Origin of the sequence: Enterobacter sp. ECC-219 (assembly GCF_043966805.1) — a bacterium.
GTDB lineage: Bacteria > Pseudomonadota > Gammaproteobacteria > Enterobacterales > Enterobacteriaceae > Enterobacter > Enterobacter cloacae_N.
The window spans coordinates 3,808,123-3,829,142 of record NZ_CP143680.1; the positions used below are offsets into that span (position 1 = coordinate 3,808,123).

Consider the following 21,020-nt stretch of genomic DNA (forward strand, 5'->3'; position numbering starts at 1 on the left):
TCCCCTGTGTTTTCTTATTAGTTTTTAGCCAGCTCTGTTAATAAATCCCCTAGTTTTTTTCGTAACACAGCTTCATTAATCCCGGTGATAAACCCGGCCACACTCATATGCGGTTTTCCGATATCACCTTTGTAGTTATTCGTGGTTAAAATCACATCAGCATTCTGTAATTCAGAAGGAAGTTCTGACATGCTGCATTTATTTATTTTGAACTGAGTAATGCCATATTCTGTACACACGGATTTCACTTCATCAGCAGCGATAGTTGACGTTGCGACACCGCTCCCGCAGGCTACGAGGATATTAATCATCATTATGCTCCTGAACTCTTATTGCATGACGGTGGAAATAAAAAGTGCCTGCGCTTTCTCGGAAGGAAGCTCAAGTAAATTTTGATAAAAGTCTTCCATTTGAAGATTACTAAAAAGGGCCTTCAGCAGTTGCAACTGATTAGCCGGATCGGTAACGACCAAATTGATAATGAGTTTGACCCACAATTTATCGTCGCCATCAGCCTGATCAACCTGAACCGGTTCAGGTAAGCGAATAATATAAATCGACGGGCTGTTGGCCTGGTTGCTGTCGCAATGTGGGATCGCCACAGAATAACCATCAAGCAAAATACCGGTTGGATACATGGCTTCGCGTTCGCGCAGTGCTGCCAGATAGGTCTTTTTCACTATCCCTTCTGAATACAGCTTTTCATGGATGTGCTGCAGCACCTCATCGTAATTTTTGAATGCTGCACCATCTGCAACATTAATAGCGACTGTACTCACCTTTTCACCTCGCTTTTTTGCTCATTAGAGCAAACACAATCGATCACATGAGCATTTATAGCATGCCAATTTTCCGCGCAAACAGAAAACATGCAAAAGTTATAAGCTGATCACAAAATAAATGCATAAGTGCACGCAAATAATTGCTCATATGAGCAACATCGAGTAATTCATCTTTTAGATCAATCAAGTCAACCGGAGAGGGGAAGTAAAATTTTTATTATAAATCAGACGGATAATAGATTTTTTGAAGGATTATATATGCGAACTGACCTATGTCAGAGGATTTGGCCATGCTCTGATCTAAGTCATGAGGGTTTACTGAATGACTGATAGCAGTGCCTAATGCATGCCTGAGAGGAAGGTGATCAAGGGCGCGGGCTACGCCCCTGTTGCTGATGTTCCGGGATCTATTTCAATCAGGAATTGACAAGCTTCACCGCAGTATCGAAGTCAGTGATTAACACATCTAAAAGGCCTGACTTGAGGGAAGCGACGATGCCTTCATACTTCTGTTCTCCCCCCGCCACACCAATCACGGTTTTCGTGTTACGCAATTGTTCGGTTGAAATACCAAACCCAAGACGGCTCATCGGGCTATCAAGGATCTCGCCTTTACTGTTAACGAGAGTAATGCAGACATCCGCAGCGATATCTTTCTCAAACAGATTTTTTTGCCACGACTCGGGAAAAATATCACACAAACTGGATGAGCCCGTTTTCCAGGCGCCAATACCGGTGATGACAACATCCAGCTGAGAATAATATTGTTGGGTATCCACCACAGCCGGATCACTGGCCAGTTTTTGGGCCAGGCTTTCATCATCCACCCACATCGGCACATACATAGGATGAGCCTTGCCCTGAGAGATAGTCGACAGTCTGTGGATAAGGTCGATCGGACCCTGGCTAAATTCAATGCCGGGATGAACGCCAGATAGCTGAACAACATCTAATGCCGGCAAGCTGGTGAGTTGACTCACTGTGCTGGATAAAACGCGTCCCCAGGCAATACCAACCTTCATTCCCTCAGCGAGATTATTGTTGAGATAACTTGCAGTGATACCCCCCAGCTTCTCATTCAGTTCTTCCTGATTGGACCAGGATTCTGACACGGAAAGCACGATTGCCTTCTGCAGACCATACTTTCCGCAGAGATTAAGTGCGATCTCTTCGTCAAGCAGTTGCTGCTTTGGAAAGAGAAACTTCACATACTCTTCCTTTATTGCCTCATCGATAAGACGCGCCGCTTTAAATCTCGAAATCTCGAGTTCTTCAGCAATCTCAGTTTTGGTCTTCATCTCAACAAAGTAACGTCGGACGACGAGAGAATAGATATAGCGGGGATCGTAACCTGACCAGCGGCTGTTTTTTATACGTTTAGGCATAGAGCATTCCATCTTCATCCAAAGACAATATCAGCTGAGTTAAACTGTTACCCCTGCAATTTACTCATAAGAGTACACTTTTACCTGCTCTTTTGACATGAGCAAATGAGTCTTATCTTTTGGCGGTGTGATAGCTGACACATCTGATGATAATGGGTGAAGAGAGCAGAGTTTTTTAGACGGTGGCAAGGCTTTACATTATGTGCTCTCAATCAGTGACGCTGTGGCCTGTGATTTCTGTTTTTTGGCGTGAAACGGGTTACATTGCTCATGTGTTCCTCGCAGATAAAAATGCCCATCTGGTGTGGCCTGAGTTCCACCGGGACAACCATTCATCCCAGATTTTCCGTTTTTTCCATTAAGACCAGCCCCACCGTTTTGATTACCGATTACCACGGATCCCCCTTTTCCTCCAGTTCCGCCTTTCCCGCCTTCACCTCCCTGACAGGCAAACGCTATAACGGAAAATCCCGTTAAAAAAAGATAAGAAAACAATTGAGCTCTGTTCATGTCTTTTCTCCAGGTTGCATCGGGTTTCGTTAGTTAGGGTAGCTGATTTACATTTCAATCCGTTCACTTTGCGCTGCGCCATTCTAAAGCAGTACAAAACACATAGCGAAAAGATCTGATAGCCACATAAGCACAAGATAAAAATAGGATTTTAAGGGGTGTACTCATAAAATCCCCACATCCATGTGTGAATTTACCCATTTCGCAGCCAGTGACTCAGAAACTATTTACACGCTATAAGATTGGCCATCTGTTCCTGGTCCGGCAGACCGACGATCTGTTGAAGCATGTTGGCGTGGTTAAGATAATAAATTGCTGGCGTACCGCTTGCCCCCACATCTTCCATCAATTTCTGGTTGTATTGGATCTGCGAGAAAATCGGCTGCGGCGTTTTCTCCAAAAGTGCAGGCTTGTTTTTGCCACCCGACAACTCGAAATCCTGCCAGACCTTCGCGGGGTTTTCAGAAGACAATATCGCAGCCGCGTAACGGCCACTGTCGGGCTGCATGACACCCACTAACTGCGTTTTCAAAGCGATTGTATTGTCCTTAATATAGGGCTGCACTTCCTGTCTGAATTTTGTACAGTAAGGACAAAAAGGATCGGCAAACACGACAATCTGACAATTTGCATTATTGCTGCCTTCCGTGATACCGGCAGCTTTGGACAGTGTTTTCCACATCTCGCGGCCAGCAGGGATGTAAATCTCCTCTTTTATGACCTGTTCGCTGAGGTTACTTCCATTCTCATCGTACATATAACCTGATATGGCATGTTTTTTATCGGGGGTCAGATAAATTGTCACCCCCGTTCCCTGATATTTTCCCAACCAGCCCTGAACCCCACCGGGAGCCGTGAAGGGTTTGATTATTTCTATACCTTGTTTTTCCAACTGCTTGATCGGTGCGGGAAGCGCTGCGGGCGTTGCTGCCTGAACCTGCGAGCCGATAAGTGCAGCAGATAACGCGAGGATGTATTTGTTCATTCTTATCTCAATATAATACGTACTCATTACGGGCCGTTGTTTAACAAACCTCCAGCCCTCCCGTCACGTGCTAAATGGCACTACTCACCATTATCTCATCGTGACAAATTCTTCTGCCGCAGTTGGGTGAATTGCCACGGTATTGTCGAAGTCTCTCTTCGTTGCTCCCATTTTCAGCGCAACAGCAAAGCCTTGCAGTATTTCATCCATGCCTAAACCGATACCGTGGATACCGACGATTTTCTCTTCCAACCCCACACATACCAGCTTCATGCGGGATGGCTGGCGATGACGCGTCACGCCGGTGTACATGGCGGTAAAAGATGACTGATAAACTTTCACCTGATCATCACCATATTCCTCACGCGCCTGGGGTTCAGTCAGGCCAACGGTACCTATTGTTGGGTGGCTAAAGACGACTGTGGGGATATTGTTGTAATCCAGATACTCATCCGGCTTGTTGTTAAACAAGCGTTCTGAAAGGCGACGGCCCGCAGCAACAGCTGCCGGTGTTAACTCAACCGCACCGGTATTATCACCCACCGCGTAAACACCCGGCACGTTGGTATTCTGATATTTATCAACTTTGACGTACCCTTTTTCATCGAGTTCAACACCCGCCATCTCAACGTTCAACTTGTCATTGGCTGGCTCACGGCCAATCGCCCAGATCAAACAGTCAACCGTTTGTTCACGACCATCTTCCAGCTTCAGTGTCAGGCTGCCGTCCTGGTTTTTGACCACTGCAGTGGGGATCGCTTGGGTGTGCAACGTTGGGCCTTCGACGTTCATGACTTCAACCAGTGTTTCTGTGAGCAACGGGTCAAAACTGCGCAAAGGCGCATGCTTACGTACGAACAAATGGGTTTTTGACCCCAATGCATTGAGAACACCTGCCAGTTCAACAGCAATGTAGCCTGCACCAACAACTGCAGTGCGCTCCGGTAGCGCCTCAAGCGCAAAAAAACCATCTGAATCAATTCCGTATTCCGCTCCCGGAATAGAGGAATGGCTAGGGCGACCACCGGTGGCTATCAATATATGGTCAGCGGTAATCGTTTCCCCGTTGACCTCCACCGTATGCGCGTCCACAAACCGGGCAAAACCTTTGATGACATCTACCTTGTTTTTACCTAACACATTTTCGTATGAAGTATGAATACGATCGATATAGGCACTGCGGTTTTTTAGCAAGTTAGCCCAGTCAAGGCGGTTTAATGTGGTATCGAAGCCATAGTCTGGGCCATAAAGATGAATGGCCTCTGCGATTTGCGCAGCGTGCCACATTATTTTTTTCGGTACACACCCCACATTGACGCAAGTCCCGCCCAACTCCCGCGCTTCAATCAAAGCGCATTTCTGCTCATACATCGCCGCACGGTTGATTGAGGCGATACCACCGCTACCACCACCAATCGCGATATAGTCATAGTGTTTCGTCATTTTGTTCTCCAGGCAGCATCGCTGCGGTCATCGTTCAGGTAGCATCGCCAGAACTCGCACTCAATGCCTTGCTTATGCGGTTGAGCCCCTCAGCAAGCATAGCGCGTGGACAAGCCAGATTAAGGCGGATGTGCCCGTCGCCGTTACTGACAAACATTTGCCCCCCTTCAAGCAATACACCCGCATGTCTGGCAAAAAAGAGGGTTACCTCTTCCTGATTACTGACATCTACCAAACGAGAGATATCAATCCAGGCAAGATAAGTCCCTTCCGGAATGATAAAACGGGCCAGCGGATGATATGTCCCCAGGTAGTCCTGCAGAAAACGGAAGTTCTCGTCAATGTAGTGCCTGACCTGAGTCAACCACTCATCGCACTCGGACCAGGCGGCCTTGTTAGCCACCAGGCTCAGCGGAGAGATAAAATCATCATGCAGGCGAAGCCATTCGGCTCTCACTGAGGCATCAGGGATCATGATGTTTGCAAGCAGGTTACCCGCCAGGTTGAACGTTTTGCTGGTCGACATGCAGGTGATAATTTTATGATTTTCAGGAAAAATTGACGCGGCGGGGATATGCGTGACACCCGAGCGGGATAAATCACAGTGGATTTCATCAGAAATAACCCACACATCATGTTTAAGGCATAACGCTATCATTTTCTGCAACTCATCACGTCGCCAAACTCGCCCGGTGGGATTATGCGGGTTACAGAGAAAGAAGGCTTTAATTCGCTGCTGCTCATCGCTCAGGGCTTGTTCCATTGCCTCAAAATCTACCGCCCAGTGGCCTTCGTTATTTCTAAGCGGGCAATCGACGACGCGACGACCGCTATAGTCTCCGGCTTTTTTAAACGGTGCGTAAGAAGGGGTCAGGATGAGGATGCTGTCTTCTTCGTGGGTCAGTAACGGCACCAATCGGTTAAGCGCAGGGATAATACCAGGGGAGAAAACAATGCTTTCTTCCTGAAACCGATATCCGTAATTCCTTTCACACCAGGCCCCAAAAATCTCATAGTAATCCCTGTCATAAATGCGGGTGTAGCCAAGAATTTTTTTATCTAACCGGGAACGTATGGCTTCAAGCACCGGCTCGGGGGTGGAAAAAGCCATATCTGCTACCCAGAGGTTTATAAAACCATTGGCCGGTACTTCCGGCGCGGGGCCTTCATGGGCACCAAACATATATTCACGCCAGCCGTCGACGGTTAAGCTGTCTGTCCCTGCCCTGTCCACTGCTTCATCAAAATCGTATTTCATAGAGGTTACCCGATTAGTTTATCCAAAGAGGTCACAGCGTCACTGATTTTGCTAACGATTAGATATTCCTTTGCTTTAAAACCTAAAAAACCATTTGCAGAGTGATCAAGTCATGACTGGCACGTTGATATCAGTGCCGTATTTTCTGCCCCGGTGCCTTGATCACCAACATAATGCCCGCAAGGACTGCCAGCGTTGAAAATGCCATTCTGAGGCTCAGTGACTCGCCCAAAAATGTTACGCCTCCCAGCATCGCCAGACAGGGCACACTCAACTGAACCGTACTGGCTGCAACAGACTCAAGACGAGGTAAAAGTGAATACCACAGCACATAGGCTCCGGCAGAAGCACCCGCACCAGAGAGCACTGCCAGGAGAATTCCGATACCGTCGAAGTGCGCTCCCTGGCTAATGAACGGCGACAACACCAGGGCAAAAGGTACAGCAAGGATGAAATTTGCCGCAGTGGCCTGCGCTGCGCTGGGAGAGCGCTTTCCGCAGAGGGTATAAGCCGCCCAGGCAAGGCCTGAAAGCGCCATCAGAACAGCGCTGCCCAAGGGGGGCGTTTTGGCACCAGGTAAGAGAAGAGCAGCCATGCCGGCTACAGCCAGCCCAAGCCCCGTTGCTCTGGAAAAAGACAGCCTTTCCCCATGGAAAAGGCCATGGGCCACCATCGCCAGTTGCACAACGCCAAACAAGAGCAAAGCACCTGTTCCTGTATCCAAATGGATATAGGCAAGGGAGAAACACAGGGCGTAGGCCATAAGAAAGAACCCGCTTTTCAAGCTCCAGACGCCCTGCTTTTTCCCCTCACGTCTCAACAACAGTGGTAATAAGACCACCGCCCCGCTCATCAGGCGAAGGTCACTGAACGTCACCGGGTCAATATGTTCGCCTTTCAACGCAATCCGACAGAGCACAGAATTGGCTGCGAATGCCATCATTGCTATCACTATCTTGAATCCAACAGACCGCCCCATCAGCGTGACGCCTCAAAATTAACAAATTACGTGATAATCTATCAATTAGTAGGTAGGATGGCAATATCTACTTATGGCAGCCAGACACTAAAATGGTACGCCTTTTCAGGTCATGCATGGAGAATTGGCCTTTATCATTGCCAGATTTATGTGAAGCCTTAGCCCCCGTTACTAACAAAGGAGAACATATGCAAGATTTCAACGTACTGCTCGAAGCAGCATCAGATTATAACGAATTTGTTGGCAGCGGAGCAGAAGAAGACCGCAATGCATTACGGCATTTTGAGGGGCTTGCCAACGAGGCATTACCTGACGATGTCATTAGTAAGCTCTCGCAACTTCCGGGTTCGTACAGCATTCTGGTAGCTGCTGAAATGTGGTGCCCCGACTGCCATAAAAACTTGCCTGTAATCCATGCCATTGCCGCGTCAGCGCCGGCAATACGTCTGGGTATTATCACCCGCGACAAGGCTGAAGCCGTCTTTAAGGCACACTTTGGTGTCGATAAAGTCAAAATTCCGTTTGCCGTGGTACTGGATGAGAACGCGACTCCGCTGGGGCAGTTTATTGAACGACCTGAAAATGCTACCGGCAACAATGGAGAAGTGAGCGAGAGGTACAAAAACGGTGAGCTTCTGGTCGATACCGCCCGCGAAGTGACTTCAATTTTTCCAGGAAAATAAGAGAGCGTTAAAGTTAAATTAATTGAATCTCAACTTGAAGGTAATAAACCTGGAAGTTGAGCAATGCCAGGGAAATAATAAAAATAAACCATAGCAACAATGCCCTTAGCCCTGCATCTAAGCAGGGCTTTTTTCGCGTAAAGAAAGCATGCTACGCAGTTTTGTATGTGCAATCAAAATGCTACACCCGTTTATTCAGTGGCCAACGACAGCACCAGCAGCTTCGCGAAGCTTTACACGCCCTCTAAATGTAAGCAGAACTCCAGGCAACGATAATCCCGGCAACATATTCCGCATCCTGAGGATGCGTCAGAAGATGATCTGCTTCACCCAGTGAGATAAAGCTTTTGGGGTGTCTGGCGGCTTTAAAAATTTTCTCTGCCTGTTCAATCAGCACGGTATCATCATTGGGAGCATGAAAAATCAGCAGCGGCTTATTCATGGTAAATACCTTCTCCGCTATTTTATGCTCCTGAATGTTATCCAGCATTTGCTTTTTGAGCGTGAATACCCGGCCTGCAAGCTCTACCGGGAAAGCGCCATGGTTCCTGATATCTTCGATATTGTCTTTGAACAACCGCTGTACATGCGTCAATTCGCCTGGCGAACCTATGGTTACGACCGCTCTGGCTTCAGGCACTTTGGCTGCAATAGAGAGGATTGCCGAACCGCCAAGGCTGTGACCAATCAGCAGCGAAGGAGCCTCGTATTCCCGACGAAGATAATCGACCGCGCACAGCAGGTCAGAAATATTCGAGGAAAAATTGGTATTGGAAAAATCGCCTTCGCTGTTGCCTAACCCGGTGAAATCAAAGCGAAGCACCGCAATTGAATTTTCTGTCAGTTTCCTGGCAATGCGTGCAGCACCTTTCAGATCCTTCCCGCAGGTAAAGCAGTGCGCCAACAGGGCAAAGGCTTTTGGATTTTCTGGCAATTCAAGCAACCCGGCAAGTTCCTCACCTTCTGCATTTTTGAAGGTAAATTTCAATTTTTTCATTATGTTAACTTTAAGAATGGTTGAATTACAAGCAAGATGCCTATCAGCCGCCCCATCATGGGGCGGCTTTGCGAGGTTACGACGAGCTTATCTGCGAACGGCCATGATACCGGCATCGACATCCCAGATTGCGCCAGTCACCCAAGAGGCTTTGTCGGACAACAGGAAGAAGATGGTATTGGCCACATCTTCCGGCGTGCCGACACGCCCCAGCGGATGGAAAGCGTTCAGCGATTGCATTGCGCCGGCAATGTCTTCTTTCGCCATGAAGCCTTCATAAATCGGGGTATGCACGATCCCTGGCGAGACCGCGTTCACGCGGATACCCGCACTGGCCAGCTCAATGGCCAGGTTGCGTGTCAAGGCGTGGAGACCGGCTTTGGCCATGGAGTACGCGGAAGCCGGTGAGTCGCCGAGTGCGGCTTGCGCGCCAATGGAGCCCACGTTCACAATCGCCCCTTCACGGCCGTCGGCCAGCATGTTCTTCACCACGTCCTGCGTGATGAAGAAGGTTGCCCGGTTCAACATCAGGTACATGTCGTAATCGGCTTCCAAATGCTCGGTAAAGCCTTTCGGCATGAAGATCCCGGCCGCATTGACCATCAGGCTAATATCGCGATGATTAGCATTAATCTCCTGACGAATGGCGTTCATGCCCTCTTCGGTCATCAGGTTTGCCGCAATCACGGACACGGAACCCAGTGGGCTCAGCTCTTTCTGAACCGCTTCTGCCTTGTCTTTTTTGTTGCCCGTCAGTACCACGCTGCCACCGGCTTTCAGCACCATACGCGCCGTTTCCAGACCCATGCCGCTGGTGCCACCCACGACAAGCATTTTTTTGCCTTTAAAGTAATCGCTCATTTTGAACTCCGTTATTTGCAGGGTAGATTTGCCGGCAGTCATGCAGCCGGCTCGTTCAGGTTTCAGATGCTGCAACCGTCAGCGCCGCAGGTCTGGCCGTCGGTTTTTGCCAATTCGGCCGCTTTTTCTTCCCAGACTTGCTTCAACGCGTTCAGGAAGTTGTCCGCAGATTGCGCGCCGCTGATGGCATATTTTTCATTGAGCAGGAACAGCGGGACACCGCTGACCCCGATCGACCGGGCATGGGCTTCATCTTCAGCCACCGATGCACGGAAAGCCTCATTGGCAAGGGCACTTTCAGCGTCGGCTCTGGACATGCCCACTTCTGTAGCTAACGCAATGAGCTCCTGCGGATCGAAAATGGAACGCCCCTCAGTCACACTGGCCCGATAAAACCGTTCTGCCATGGCGTCGCCCATATTGGCGTGACGTGCAGCCGCGAGCAGCGTATGGGCATCTTCGGTATCGCCAAAGAGCATGGTGTCAAAGTTATACTGGAGCCCTTCTGCCTTCCCGGCCGTGCCCACCTGATTCATCATCAGTTCCGCCCCATGTTCCCCGCCAAACTTCTTGTAAAGGGCTTTGCGGAACGGCACGGCAGGCCGGTCGCCGGAAATACGGAAACTGTGGTGGCGGACCACGACCTGTTCCTTGTGTTCAAAGGCGGCAAGGCCCTGTTCGAAACGCTTTTTGGCAATCCAACACCAGGGGCAGACCAGATCTGACCAGATATCTATCGTAATAATCGGCTTAAGGGTTTGCATATTGGCTCCTGAATACCCCATTAATGTCGTCTGGCGGTGCCTCTTTATGTGAGCACCGCAAATACCACCAGCTACGTGGCGTTAGTTGGCTTCCCAGGCGGGATAATCGGTGTAGCCTTTTTCCGGCGACCCCGTCACGCCGTAATACGTCGTGCGATCGCTTTCAGCCAGCGGCCAGCCGTTCTGCATTCTTTCGACCAGATCAGGGTTGGCGATGTACGGCACGCCAAACGCAACAAGATCCAGTTCGTCTGCCTCAAGTGCGGTTTCGGCAATCTCGCGGGTGAAGCCGCCGGCGGCAATAACGGTGCCCCCCAGAGTTTTACGGAACGCGGCTTTGAAACCGGCAGGTACCGGTGCCTGGGTATAAACAGGTTGATAATAGAGGTGCACATAAGCCAGCTCACGTTGGCCGAGGGCCGCAGCGATACTGGCCCAAATCTCTTCTTCACCTTCATAAGGCGCCAGGTCGTAAATCCGCCCGAACGGTGAAATGCGCAAGCCCACCTTATTGCTACCAATAGCCGCAGAGATGGCATCAACCGTTTCCAGCAGGAACCGCTGACGGTTTTCCACAGAGCCACCGTATTCATCAGTGCGAGGGTTCAGTTCACTGCTGAGGAACTGGTCGAAAATGAAGCCGTTCGCCGCCATGATTTCCACGCCGTCAAACCCGGCCTCCATTGCCAGACGCGCTGAATGGACAAAGTCAGCGGTAACGCGTCGAACTTCTGCGGTTTCCAGTGCACGCGGCTGGCTTGGAACGACAGGTCCCGGTTCGCCAGACTCGGTCAGTGCAAAGACGGTGGTGTTAACCGCTTGTACGGTACCGGCGGAAACTGGCGCGATGTTGCCCGGCTGAATTGAGGTATGAGACATCCGGCCCACATGCCACAACTGAGCAAAAATACGGCCGCCCTTCGCATGTACCGCATCGGTCACTTTGCGCCAGCCCTGAACGTGTGCAGCGTTGTAGATCCCCGGGGTATACAGATAGCCGCGCCCTTCTTCAGAAACAGGCATGCCTTCGGTGATAAGCAGCCCCGCAGAGGCGCGCTGGGCGTAGTAAAGTGCAACGACGTCATCCGGCACGTCGTTCATTGTGCGGGTGCGGGTCATCGGGGCCATGACCACGCGGTTTTTTAACTGCATGCCTGACAGATTGTAGGGGGTGAACAACTTACTCATCGTATACCTCGCAAGGCGAAAGTGAGAAAAGCCCCGCTGGGGCCGGAGTTAATACTTAGCGGGCCGGGGAGCTGACGATCGCTTCCTGATGCCGGTTAAGCGTATGGCTGCACTATACCTACCTACTAGTTGATTGGTCAATAGGTAAAAGAACAAATCATGCTGTCCTTTTGTCACCGGAGACAGGCACAGGGAATGCTGTGTAAGGTGAGCTCCCGTCGGTGAGATGGTCGTCATCCTGTGAAATCAGGGAATTACAAATATCATTATTGGGCGTTATGGAGCTAAGACTGGCCGGTTCAGGGCGGCGAGGAGTCTTTCTCTCCCCTTATCATTGGGATATTAATCACCCCGATGGAGAAGAGTAAATGTCCAAACTTCACCTTACTGTTATCAGTACATTATGCCTGGCGTTGTCGAGCCAGGTCGCTTTTTCAGCCAGTTTTACGCTGACAAGTCATGAGCTTGAAAAAAACCGTTTCCCCGCGGCTCAGACCCTGAGTTCACCTTATGGATTTGGGTGCAGCGGTGGAAACCTTGCCCCCTCTTTTAACTGGAGTGGCGCGCCGGCAGGAACTCAAAGCTTCGCTCTCAAAATTTATGATAGGGATGCGCCGACAGGCCTCGGTTGGATCCACTGGCAGGTGGTGAATATTCCCTCATCTCTTCACTCGTTACCGGCTGGGATAACGGCGGATAACAAAAATCTCCCGCAAGGGGCTCTTCAGACCCGGACTGATTTCGGTATCCCGGGTTATGGCGGCCCTTGCCCGCCGAAGGGTGAAACGCACCGTTATGAGATCACGCTGACGGCACTTCGTGTCGACAAACTTCCGGGAATAACGGCGGACTCGACGCCCGCCCTGGTCGGCTTTATGGCAAAAGCGAACTCACTGGGCGAAGCGCATCTTCAGATTACGCAGGGCCGCTAACCGCAGCCAGGTTGCCGATAGCCTGGCCGGAAACCCGGACCAGGCTGGGGCTGAATCCGAAGCGAGTTCGAAATCTGGCGGCGAACTTAGACGGATTTTCATAGCCGACTTCCAGGGATATGCGGGTGACTGAAAGATCGGTCACCTGCAAAAGTGTCAGGGCGCGGCACATGCGAATGTCAGTCACCAGATGGGTGAATGACGTATTTTCGGCATGCAGATGGCGTCTCAGGGTGGTGGCCGACATACCCAATTCAGCCGCCACCTGCGCAGTATTCCAGTCTTGTGATATGTCTGCTGCAACGAGTTTGCGGATTTTTATCGCCAGTCCGGTATGTTGTTTCAGCGCGAAGAAAATTCGGTATTCATCCAGCCAACTCAGCATCTCTTCCATACGCCTGGCCACGATACTTTCAGGTATGTTTTCAGTATCTGTAATGGCCTCCGCAGTGTGATAAAAGGCCTGGCGAAAACTGTTGCCTGGCTCTGCCATTTTATTTGCTTCGTTCATGCTCATACGTGGGGCATGCATGAAGCAGTAGTTTTGGACGAAATCGGCACAAAAACTCAGCCATGATGCTTCGTACGTACCCGTTAAAGGTGATGGTGTATTGATGATATCAAAAGAGTGCCCCTCCCCGATGACCACCGCGTCCCCCGCTTCCAGCGTTATCTCCTCTTGCGCCCAGCGGATTATTTTCCTGCCATGGCGGACCAGGATGATTGTGGGTTCATCTATAGTGATATGGCGCATCATCAGGGGCTGCGTATGCAGCACATGCGCTGTACTCCCCACATTAATACGACTGGATAATGTTCTTTCCATCATCGCCTTACGAAAAGGAATAGGCCTGCCCTGTAGGCCGACACTTTATGGATGGGCTTGCTTTTTTATAAAGTAGTCCCGATTTTACAATACGTCAGTTTTCTCATTCAGATGGAGTGAAATATCATAATCCTCAGCACGCCGTCCACATAAGATGACGCTTATCCATTGATAAAACATGGCATTATCTTCGCTTAAGCACCTTTCTATCGATGATAGCTTTTTATGTTAATTAAACAAACCAACTAGTAGGTAGAATTACTATCAAGTTACATCCTGCAGGAGTGAATGATGCGTGAATTAACCCTTTACAATGAAGATAATTTTAGAGAAATCGAGAGGCATGAAGGGGTTGCGGTGGTGCGCTTCTCTGCCCCCTGGTGCCCACCTTGTCAGATGAGCGAAGACATTTTTAACCATTTTGCCGAGCAGATAGAAAGCGACGTCAAAGTCGGCAAAGTGAATGTGGATCTGGCACCGGTACTGACCACCAAATATGAAATTTGGGGACTGCCTTCCGTACTCATGTTCAAGGATGGGCAGTTGGTCCAGCGTATACCGGGTGTTAAATCGGCAGGGTTTTATCAGCAAGCATTGTCAGAGCTGAAAAAAGGGCAGTGATGCCATTTTATCTATGTTTAAAAAAGTCTCTTAGCGGTCTGATGCATCATCGGCAAGCGGTTACCCCTCGTTCAGAGTGATAACCGCTTTGTTATAAAATAACCGACCAGTCTGCTTAGCGTTATTTATTGCGTTGGAAGGCCGGCATCAACGCTTTGTTATGTTCGATCACTTCATCCAATGCATTTTCAAGCAGTTGACCGCTTTTGACTAGGGGATTAATAACCAAGGCACGCCATGCCGTATACCGATTACCACTGATGGCTGCCTCAATGGTCAATTGCTCAAAGCTTTTCATCAGTTGAATCAGACGAAGTACATCTTCCGGGAAAGGTTCGACATTCAGTGGTATAGGTCCTGAACGGGTGATCATTGAACTGACCTCAACCGCACAGTCATCCGGCAGGCCCGCAATCGCACCATCGTTTCGCGTATTGACATGCATGATGATGCGTTTGTCGTTATATATTGCGCTCATCAATTCACATGCCGCATCCGAATAGTACTGCCCTCCCCGACCTTCCAGCGCTTTCGGTTTCTCGGCGAGTTCCGGGTTTCGATAAATTTCGAATAGTTCTCTTTCGAGCTCCTTTACGATCTCACCACGAGTCCCTTCCCCTTGTGCTTCGCCAAGCTCCTGACGGTACATGTCGTCGCTCATGTAGTAATAACGCAGGTAGGGGCAAGGTATCATTCCCATATTCGCCAACAACCGATCCGGCCATTTGAAAGGAGGAATATTTTTAGGCACCAAAGGATCATTCCCCTCTGAAATCAGCTCAATAACCTGAGGAAGCTTATCCTTACCTTCATGAAAAATATGGCGCGCAAAAATGAAGTGATTAAGTCCCGCGACCTGCATGATAAATTCATTGATGTCACTGACACCTAAAGCACTGGCAATACCTTTTTGCATGATAACAGGCACATTGCACAGCCCTACGGTTTTGACTTTGCTGTATTTCAGTATCGCTTCAGTGACCATTCCCGACGGGTTGGTAAAGTTCAGCAACCAGGCATCCGGGCACAGTTGTTCCATTTCTTTCGCTATAGCCAATGCAATCGGGATAGTGCGGCATGCATTGGCAAACCCACCCAGCCCATTGGTTTCCTGACCGATCATGTCGTATTTCAGCGATATCCTTTCGTCGCTGATCCGTGCTTCCAGGCAGCCGGCCCTGAACTGAGAACAAACAAAATCGGCACCGAGCAGTGCTTCTGTGCGGTCAAGGGTTTCATAAACCGGTATATCCAGCCCATTTTTTTCCAGCATCCGTCGGGTGAGGCCAGCAATGATCGCCATTTTTTCACGGCCATCCTCAATATCAACCAGCCATAACTCGCGGATCGGAAATTCATTTTGACGCTTGATAATGCCTTCCATCAGTTCAGGTGTGTAGCTTGAACCCGCTCCAATAACCACTAACTTAAGACCCTTCATTAGATATTCCCCTCATCGTTGTTGTCAGGACGTCTGTTGGGCCAATTAAAGAGGACAAGGGGCTTAGTGGACAAACGATCAATTCCGGGGTATGCATTACTGTAAATAATGCATAAGAAAAATTAAGAAGGAAAATGATGAATGCTCGCTCAACAGAACATACTGGCACTATTGCATACGTTTGAAACGGCAGCACTGCATATGAGCTTTACTAAGGCGGCGACTACCCTCAATCTGACGCAAGGGGCCGTTAGCCAACGCATTCGTTCTCTTGAATCCATGCTCGGATTCAGGCTATTTATCAGAATGACCAGAAAGCTTCAGTTGACCGATGAAGGGGAGCGTTTACTTGGCGTACTCGCGTTTTCACTTAAACGCATCAGTGATGAAATAGAAGATATTCGCGTGCAGGGGCTGAGAGGAACCTTGTCTGTCGGCCTTCCACCTACCTTCGCTTTTCTCTGGCTGATGCCGCGCTTACCGGTATTTACCGAACGGTGGCCGGGGCTGAATATCAATTTCAGAGTGAGAGCCGGTCTGGTAGATTTTAATCTTGAACGGGTAGATGTCGCTATCTACTACAGTAATCTGAAATACCCCGATCTCTACTGCGAACGGTTATCTGAAGAGACGCTGGTTCCCGTCTGTATTCCATCTCTTGCAAAAAAAATCAGGCAAGCAAACCATTGGTTAGCTGAAGTCCCATTCATTCATACGTCTGAATCCGTTGACTCCCAGAATGTTTTTTCCGAATGGCGAGAATGGTGCAGGGAGTCTGGCAAAAACCTGCCTGTTGAAGATAATTTTTTGAGCTTCAACAATTGTCAGATGTCGATTGAAGCGGCACTCAATGGCGGCGGTATCATCATGGGCAGAAAACGACTCATTCGACATTACCTCGATGAGGGCCGACTGATTGCCCCTTTTGAAATAGAAATACCCGCCGGGCGAGGATATGACCTCATTATGCCACGAGAAAACCTTAACCGACCAGGCGTTCAGGCTTTGGCCGAATGGGTAAGAAATGTGTTTAACGAGGAATAAAGTCTGTTTTCGTTCTGATAAGTGGCAATGTAAGTCATATCAGACCTAATGCCAGAGAGCATGATGACAATGTCTGTCAGAAGTGAAAAAAGGGCAGTCATGCCCTTTTATATTTTCAACGCGATAACTATTGCGCTTTCAGTTGCTTAATCGCATCCAGCGTACGTGCGGAATAGACAACGGCAGCGCCTGCATTCAGGTTGATTGCCACACCCAGGGCTTCAGCAATTTCTTCTTCTGTGGCGCCAGCTTTAACGGCAGCTTCGGCATGGACGGCGATGCAACCATCACAGCGAGTCGTCACCGCACAAGCCAGTGCAATCAGTTCACGCACTTTCGCGCCCAGGAGGTTGGTCTTATTGCCGGCGTTGCCCAAAGCCATGACGCCTTTTAGTGTTTCCGGGGTCAACTTACCCAGATCACCAACACGTTGCATCACTTCTGAGCGGTATTCATTCCAATCTAACATGGGGTCATCTCCAGAATTATTTTCTTTTAACAATCATTAGGATCTGTTCAAGCGTATCGTTGAAAAGCTCAGGCTTATTAATCGCCCGGGAAACAACGCTTGCGCCCTCGCATAAATTCAAAATAAGCAGAGCCATTTTTGATGGCAGCAGGTCAGCAGTCAGCTCCCCTGCATCAACGCCACGGCTGACAATCTTGGTCAACCAGGCAATCTGCATATCGAAATATTCGGTCGCCTGTACTCTGATATTCGGTGGCAGATTGGCCATTTCCGAAGACAAAGCACAGCATAGCGGCATACGCGACGTGCGATAGCTTTCGATGAAAAGCTCTACATAGGCGGTAAGCATCTGCGCAACCGTATTCTCCGTCGCTTCAATCTGTTCAAATCGGTTTTTGGTATCGGTATGGGCCTGAATCACCACTTGTTCGCCCAAAACGTCTTTTGTTGGGAAGTGGTGATGAATACTGGCCTTGGTGATACCAATGCTCTTTGACAAATCAGCATAGCTGAATGCAGAGTAACCCCGTTCGCGCATCAGATGGTCCGCTTCATTCAGAAGCCTTTCTCGTGTCATGACTGACATATAATCCTCACAATTATAATCTACTAGTTGGTAGATATTATCTGCGCCTGTTGTTCCCTGCAAGGGGACATCAGTTCACAACAGCGATTTAACCTTCTCTGATAACGCGTTTTGGTCGGGGTTAATAGCCATCAGGCAGTAGGGAAATGACAGTGTTCAGGCATTTCCCTCTCTGAGGTTTACCTACACCAACCGGGTATCAATACTGACCGGGTTCGCCAACGTATCGTGGATCGGCGAGCTTTCTGGCAGTGCACGAACCATTTCTTCAAGCTGTTCACGGCTGGCGGTCGGACTGGAGAGCTTAACGCCAACACGGATCGCTTTCGCCCCGTTGCGAACTTTTTCGTCAAGACCCAGGAAACCGTTCAGATTAATGTCGAAGTTCAGGTCAAGTTCAATACCATCAAGCTCAATGCCCTTTTCTGCCGCCATCACAGTCAGAGTCGCGGTATAACAGCCGGCAAGTGCCTGCAAAATGTACTCAGCTGGGCCCATACCGCTATCAGTACCCGATAAATCAGCAGGTTCATCGCCAACATTAGCAAATTTTCCGGAGCGACTGGTATCAACCTGGCCGTTCTGGATAGTCGCATGAGTTTCCACACGGACGGATACCCCACCGTTGGATTTACTCTTCATGTTAAAGGTGAGATTGCCCAGCTCTGGCTGCTGGCGAATAGCTTCTCGTGTACCGCGAATAACATTAGCGTCAGCAAAAGGTTTTTTTGAATTAGTCATGACAACTCCTGAAGTGTCGAGTGATCTCAAAGATAAGGTTGGTGCCAAACGCAATCAACCTACTAGATGGTAGATTACTTTAAGATTGAGGTGTTGTCTACCACTATGGGGGCAACTTCTTAAGAAAGAGCTACAAACAGGGACGTAAACGCTGCGATATCTACATTATGCGATGTATCGTGCTGACGTCCGAGTTCGGCATCTTGCTAAGCATCTTAATCGCTTGTGAGCTATGACCTCCTGACGGCATAGAATCTATGCATCTTTAACAGTACCCAAGTATAGAAGCATAGTTTTCAGTAATTATTGAGTATGAAGGACTGATCAAAAGAAACAATATAGGCAATCATCATAAAAGTTATTTCTCTCGTACTAAATAACCGTTATAGACTGAAATCACAGAACGATTGACCGAAGTGAAATCAACATTCAGCAATTCAATTAGCGGGGGAGCGACCATATGGAAATCCACAACCGGACTCCAAATGTATATGACTTGCTTGAAATAAACAAAATCCTACTTTCAACTTCAAATAATGGTGAGTCATTTGAGAAAGACTTACATCTCAATGGATTCATAGAAAAACCATGGGGATATGAGTATAGAGTTTATTGTGATTCTATTTTTGATGTATGGCGCCTTCATATATCAAAGAATCAATCCACGTCAATGCATTGTCATATACTCAAAGACACCGTCCTTATATGCCTACATGGTGATGGCGAGACCAGATTTCTTGATGGTACACATCAGGCGTTAAAATCTGGGGACAGCATATATATTGCAAAAGGTGTATTCCATCAGACTATTTCGGGAAAATCAGGCATCGAATTAATCGAAGTTGAAAATCCAAGAAACAAATTCGACTTACTCAGACTTAAAGATAATTATGGCCGGCAAAATATGGCATATGAAAAGAAATCACAGGAACATGATCTTTTACCTCCTTTGCAACAGATAGCTGCAGGCACATTGATCAGAGAACATGACCTACACAAATTAGCATACTTTTCCGTCAAAAATCTTGATAGAAAAATGTTGAATGACGAGGATGATTTTATTTTTATTTCATTAGATGTAAAAAGCCATCTAATGGGAAAGATTCATATCCTACGAGCTAAAGATGCCATCTCAGAAATGTACTGTGGTCAGAATGTATTTTTAATTAACGTCCCGTAACGCAATAAGAAGGAAAATAACATGTCTAATCCGACACGAGTAGTGATAATCACTGGTCCAGGTTTTCAGGATCACGATGTAGTTTATACTTACTATCGTTCTAAAGAGGAAGGATACGATATATCTATTGCAACAAAGGATGGAAGTGCAGTGACAGGGAAATATGGCATCACTGTTCCTATGGATAAAAGATCCAAAGACAATATTAATTTTGATCAACTCAACGCCACTGATTTTGATGCTGTTATTCTCACTGGCGGTCATGAAGCGCCTGATAGAGTTCGCCAAGATCAGAGAGTTAAAGATTTTCTAAAGCAGATGGTAATACAGGGGAAAGTTGTGGCTGGGCTCTGCCATGGTCCCTGGATTATGATTTCTGCCGGTATTCTAAGAGACAAACTCACCTGCGCTTATGTTGGTCTGAAAGACGATATGGTTAATTCCGGCGCCAATGTAATTGAAGCAGATGTAGTTGTCGACGGGAATATCATAACTTGCTCCTATTATGCTGAATGTGGAAAATTTATGCGTCAGACATTCGATGCAATAGATAGATGGAAACGCGGCGAAACTCTTAAAGAACCGCTGGTGGTATAATTCGATGTTAATAGCAATGGATTTCGACGGGGTCGTGGTTGATGGAGTAGACGAATGCATGCTAATTACATGGAATGTATTACATGACAGACCTCTCAGTGATTTTAACCAAGATGTACTTCAAAACATCCCACGCCTGATGGCTAAACGATTCAGGAAATTAAGGAATTTTGTACGCCATGACGGTCACTTTATTGCCTCATTCACTGAATTTGGTAATGAAGCTATAGATAATGACAGATTCACTGCTATATATGAATCAATTGCAACTGAAGATAAGAAAATATTCAGGGATAAGTTCATCCATTATAGGAAGCTGGCAAGAAGTCTCTACCCTGATCTTTGGGCTGAACTACACCGTCCGCTATTGGATGTTTCAAATTTATTTGAAACAGCTAATGATATCTATATTGTATCAGGAAAGGATGAAGAGTCTATATTATACATTCTAAGTAAATATGGTTTAAACATACCCGCGAATAAAATATATGGGAGGATGACTGACAAAAACAAGACTCTTACCTTGCTAAAATCAATAGCCTTCGATAAAAACGAGGATATTCTATTTATTGATGACAATATCCAAAATGTTATTGATGCATTAGATCATGGCATTCAATCATTTTGGGCTAATTGGGGATACAACATCCCTGAGCATAAATTAATGGCACTTCAAAAAGGAATTAATGAATTAGATACCGAGGATCTCTTGAAATTAGTCAAGAAACCCTCTTAACGCAATATTATT

The 21,020-nt window shown here is 47.9% G+C and carries 24 protein-coding genes; 7 read left to right on the forward strand and 17 right to left on the reverse strand.

The genetic code is table 11. The annotated features are described in order from the left end of the window. Positions 1-17: 17 nt before the first annotated feature. From V1603_RS18135 to V1603_RS18170, 8 genes are all read right to left on the reverse strand, one after another. Entirely contained in the window at positions 18-311 is a 294-nt protein-coding gene (locus tag V1603_RS18135; protein WP_024359913.1) for a PTS sugar transporter subunit IIB, read from the reverse strand. Positions 312-329: 18 nt separating this feature from the next. Continuing rightward, on the reverse strand, positions 330-779 hold the full coding sequence (gatA, locus tag V1603_RS18140; RefSeq protein ID WP_047611334.1) for a PTS galactitol transporter subunit IIA: 450 nt from the start codon (positions 777-779) through the stop codon (positions 330-332). 419 nt (positions 780-1,198) lie between these two features. Then, entirely contained in the window at positions 1,199-2,167 is a 969-nt protein-coding gene (locus V1603_RS18145) for a sugar-binding transcriptional regulator (protein ID WP_015697025.1), read from the reverse strand. A 198-nt stretch (positions 2,168-2,365) separates the two neighbouring features. Next, positions 2,366-2,677 (reverse strand): hypothetical protein, encoded by a 312-nt coding sequence (locus tag V1603_RS18150; RefSeq protein ID WP_072351805.1) that lies wholly within the window; start codon positions 2,675-2,677, stop codon positions 2,366-2,368. 223 nt (positions 2,678-2,900) lie between these two features. After that, positions 2,901-3,662 (reverse strand): thiol:disulfide interchange protein DsbG, encoded by a 762-nt coding sequence (gene dsbG / locus V1603_RS18155; protein WP_049112396.1) that lies wholly within the window; start codon positions 3,660-3,662, stop codon positions 2,901-2,903. A 90-nt stretch (positions 3,663-3,752) separates the two neighbouring features. Continuing rightward, complete coding sequence (gene gorA / locus V1603_RS18160) at positions 3,753-5,105, reverse strand: glutathione-disulfide reductase (RefSeq protein WP_064375575.1); 1,353 nt, start codon at positions 5,103-5,105, stop codon at positions 3,753-3,755. Between the two features lie 34 nt (positions 5,106-5,139). Further along, positions 5,140-6,363, reverse strand: coding sequence for a MalY/PatB family protein (locus V1603_RS18165; RefSeq protein ID WP_049112349.1), 1,224 nt, complete (start codon positions 6,361-6,363; stop codon positions 5,140-5,142). A gap of 130 nt (positions 6,364-6,493) precedes the next feature. Next, positions 6,494-7,342: a DMT family transporter gene (locus tag V1603_RS18170; protein WP_049112351.1), complete on the reverse strand. Its 849-nt coding sequence runs from the start codon at positions 7,340-7,342 to the stop codon at positions 6,494-6,496. Positions 7,343-7,530: 188 nt separating this feature from the next. On the opposite strand from V1603_RS18170, the gene V1603_RS18175 reads away from it, so the two are divergent. Then, positions 7,531-8,025, forward strand: coding sequence for a thioredoxin family protein (locus tag V1603_RS18175; RefSeq protein ID WP_024359916.1), 495 nt, complete (start codon positions 7,531-7,533; stop codon positions 8,023-8,025). Between the two features lie 244 nt (positions 8,026-8,269). On the opposite strand, the gene V1603_RS18180 is transcribed toward V1603_RS18175, so the two are convergent. The 4 genes from V1603_RS18180 to V1603_RS18195 all read right to left on the reverse strand — a co-directional run bounded on the left by V1603_RS18180 (position 8,270) and on the right by V1603_RS18195 (position 11,835). Next, entirely contained in the window at positions 8,270-9,022 is a 753-nt protein-coding gene (locus tag V1603_RS18180) for a S9 family peptidase (RefSeq protein WP_007374395.1), read from the reverse strand. Positions 9,023-9,109: 87 nt separating this feature from the next. After that, entirely contained in the window at positions 9,110-9,883 is a 774-nt protein-coding gene (locus V1603_RS18185; RefSeq protein WP_032693564.1) for an SDR family NAD(P)-dependent oxidoreductase, read from the reverse strand. Between the two features lie 62 nt (positions 9,884-9,945). Further along, positions 9,946-10,647, reverse strand: coding sequence for a DsbA family oxidoreductase (locus V1603_RS18190; RefSeq protein ID WP_032693563.1), 702 nt, complete (start codon positions 10,645-10,647; stop codon positions 9,946-9,948). 81 nt (positions 10,648-10,728) lie between these two features. Further along, complete coding sequence (locus V1603_RS18195) at positions 10,729-11,835, reverse strand: alkene reductase (RefSeq protein WP_029669914.1); 1,107 nt, start codon at positions 11,833-11,835, stop codon at positions 10,729-10,731. A 368-nt stretch (positions 11,836-12,203) separates the two neighbouring features. On the opposite strand from V1603_RS18195, the gene V1603_RS18200 reads away from it, so the two are divergent. After that, complete coding sequence (locus V1603_RS18200; protein ID WP_032693561.1) at positions 12,204-12,767, forward strand: YbhB/YbcL family Raf kinase inhibitor-like protein; 564 nt, start codon at positions 12,204-12,206, stop codon at positions 12,765-12,767. Here the strand turns inward: V1603_RS18200 and V1603_RS18205 are convergent. Then, complete coding sequence (locus tag V1603_RS18205; protein WP_049089937.1) at positions 12,751-13,596, reverse strand: helix-turn-helix transcriptional regulator; 846 nt, start codon at positions 13,594-13,596, stop codon at positions 12,751-12,753. The two genes, V1603_RS18200 and V1603_RS18205, sit on opposite strands and share 17 nt — an antisense overlap. Positions 13,597-13,884: 288 nt before the next feature. On the opposite strand from V1603_RS18205, the gene V1603_RS18210 reads away from it, so the two are divergent. After that, entirely contained in the window at positions 13,885-14,214 is a 330-nt protein-coding gene (locus V1603_RS18210; RefSeq protein WP_015697014.1) for a co-chaperone YbbN, read from the forward strand. Between the two features lie 121 nt (positions 14,215-14,335). On the opposite strand, the gene V1603_RS18215 is transcribed toward V1603_RS18210, so the two are convergent. Next, a complete protein-coding gene (locus V1603_RS18215; RefSeq protein ID WP_032693560.1) occupies positions 14,336-15,655 on the reverse strand; it encodes a 6-phospho-beta-glucosidase in 1,320 nt (439 codons plus the stop codon). A 141-nt stretch (positions 15,656-15,796) separates the two neighbouring features. Here V1603_RS18215 and V1603_RS18220 point away from each other — a divergent pair, with 141 nt between their 5' ends. Continuing rightward, a complete protein-coding gene (locus V1603_RS18220) occupies positions 15,797-16,699 on the forward strand; it encodes a LysR substrate-binding domain-containing protein (protein WP_032693559.1) in 903 nt (300 codons plus the stop codon). A gap of 127 nt (positions 16,700-16,826) precedes the next feature. On the opposite strand, the gene V1603_RS18225 is transcribed toward V1603_RS18220, so the two are convergent. The 3 genes from V1603_RS18225 to V1603_RS18235 form a co-directional block, all read right to left on the reverse strand. Further along, positions 16,827-17,168, reverse strand: a complete 342-nt coding sequence (locus tag V1603_RS18225; RefSeq protein WP_032693558.1) for a carboxymuconolactone decarboxylase family protein — start codon at positions 17,166-17,168, stop codon at positions 16,827-16,829. A gap of 16 nt (positions 17,169-17,184) precedes the next feature. Beyond that, positions 17,185-17,754 (reverse strand): TetR/AcrR family transcriptional regulator, encoded by a 570-nt coding sequence (locus V1603_RS18230; protein ID WP_024359925.1) that lies wholly within the window; start codon positions 17,752-17,754, stop codon positions 17,185-17,187. Positions 17,755-17,937: 183 nt separating this feature from the next. Next, a complete protein-coding gene (locus tag V1603_RS18235; RefSeq protein ID WP_032693557.1) occupies positions 17,938-18,495 on the reverse strand; it encodes an OsmC family protein in 558 nt (185 codons plus the stop codon). Positions 18,496-18,955: 460 nt separating this feature from the next. Here V1603_RS18235 and V1603_RS18240 point away from each other — a divergent pair, with 460 nt between their 5' ends. Genes V1603_RS18240 through V1603_RS18250 form a run of 3 tightly spaced genes read left to right on the forward strand, consistent with a single transcriptional unit; the run spans position 18,956 to position 21,008 of the window. Beyond that, on the forward strand, positions 18,956-19,675 hold the full coding sequence (locus V1603_RS18240; protein ID WP_024359926.1) for a cupin domain-containing protein: 720 nt from the start codon (positions 18,956-18,958) through the stop codon (positions 19,673-19,675). A 21-nt stretch (positions 19,676-19,696) separates the two neighbouring features. Further along, positions 19,697-20,272, forward strand: a complete 576-nt coding sequence (locus V1603_RS18245) for a DJ-1/PfpI family protein (protein ID WP_024359927.1) — start codon at positions 19,697-19,699, stop codon at positions 20,270-20,272. 4 nt (positions 20,273-20,276) lie between these two features. Further along, complete coding sequence (locus V1603_RS18250; RefSeq protein ID WP_088168366.1) at positions 20,277-21,008, forward strand: HAD family hydrolase; 732 nt, start codon at positions 20,277-20,279, stop codon at positions 21,006-21,008. The last annotated feature ends 12 nt before the right edge of the window (positions 21,009-21,020 follow it).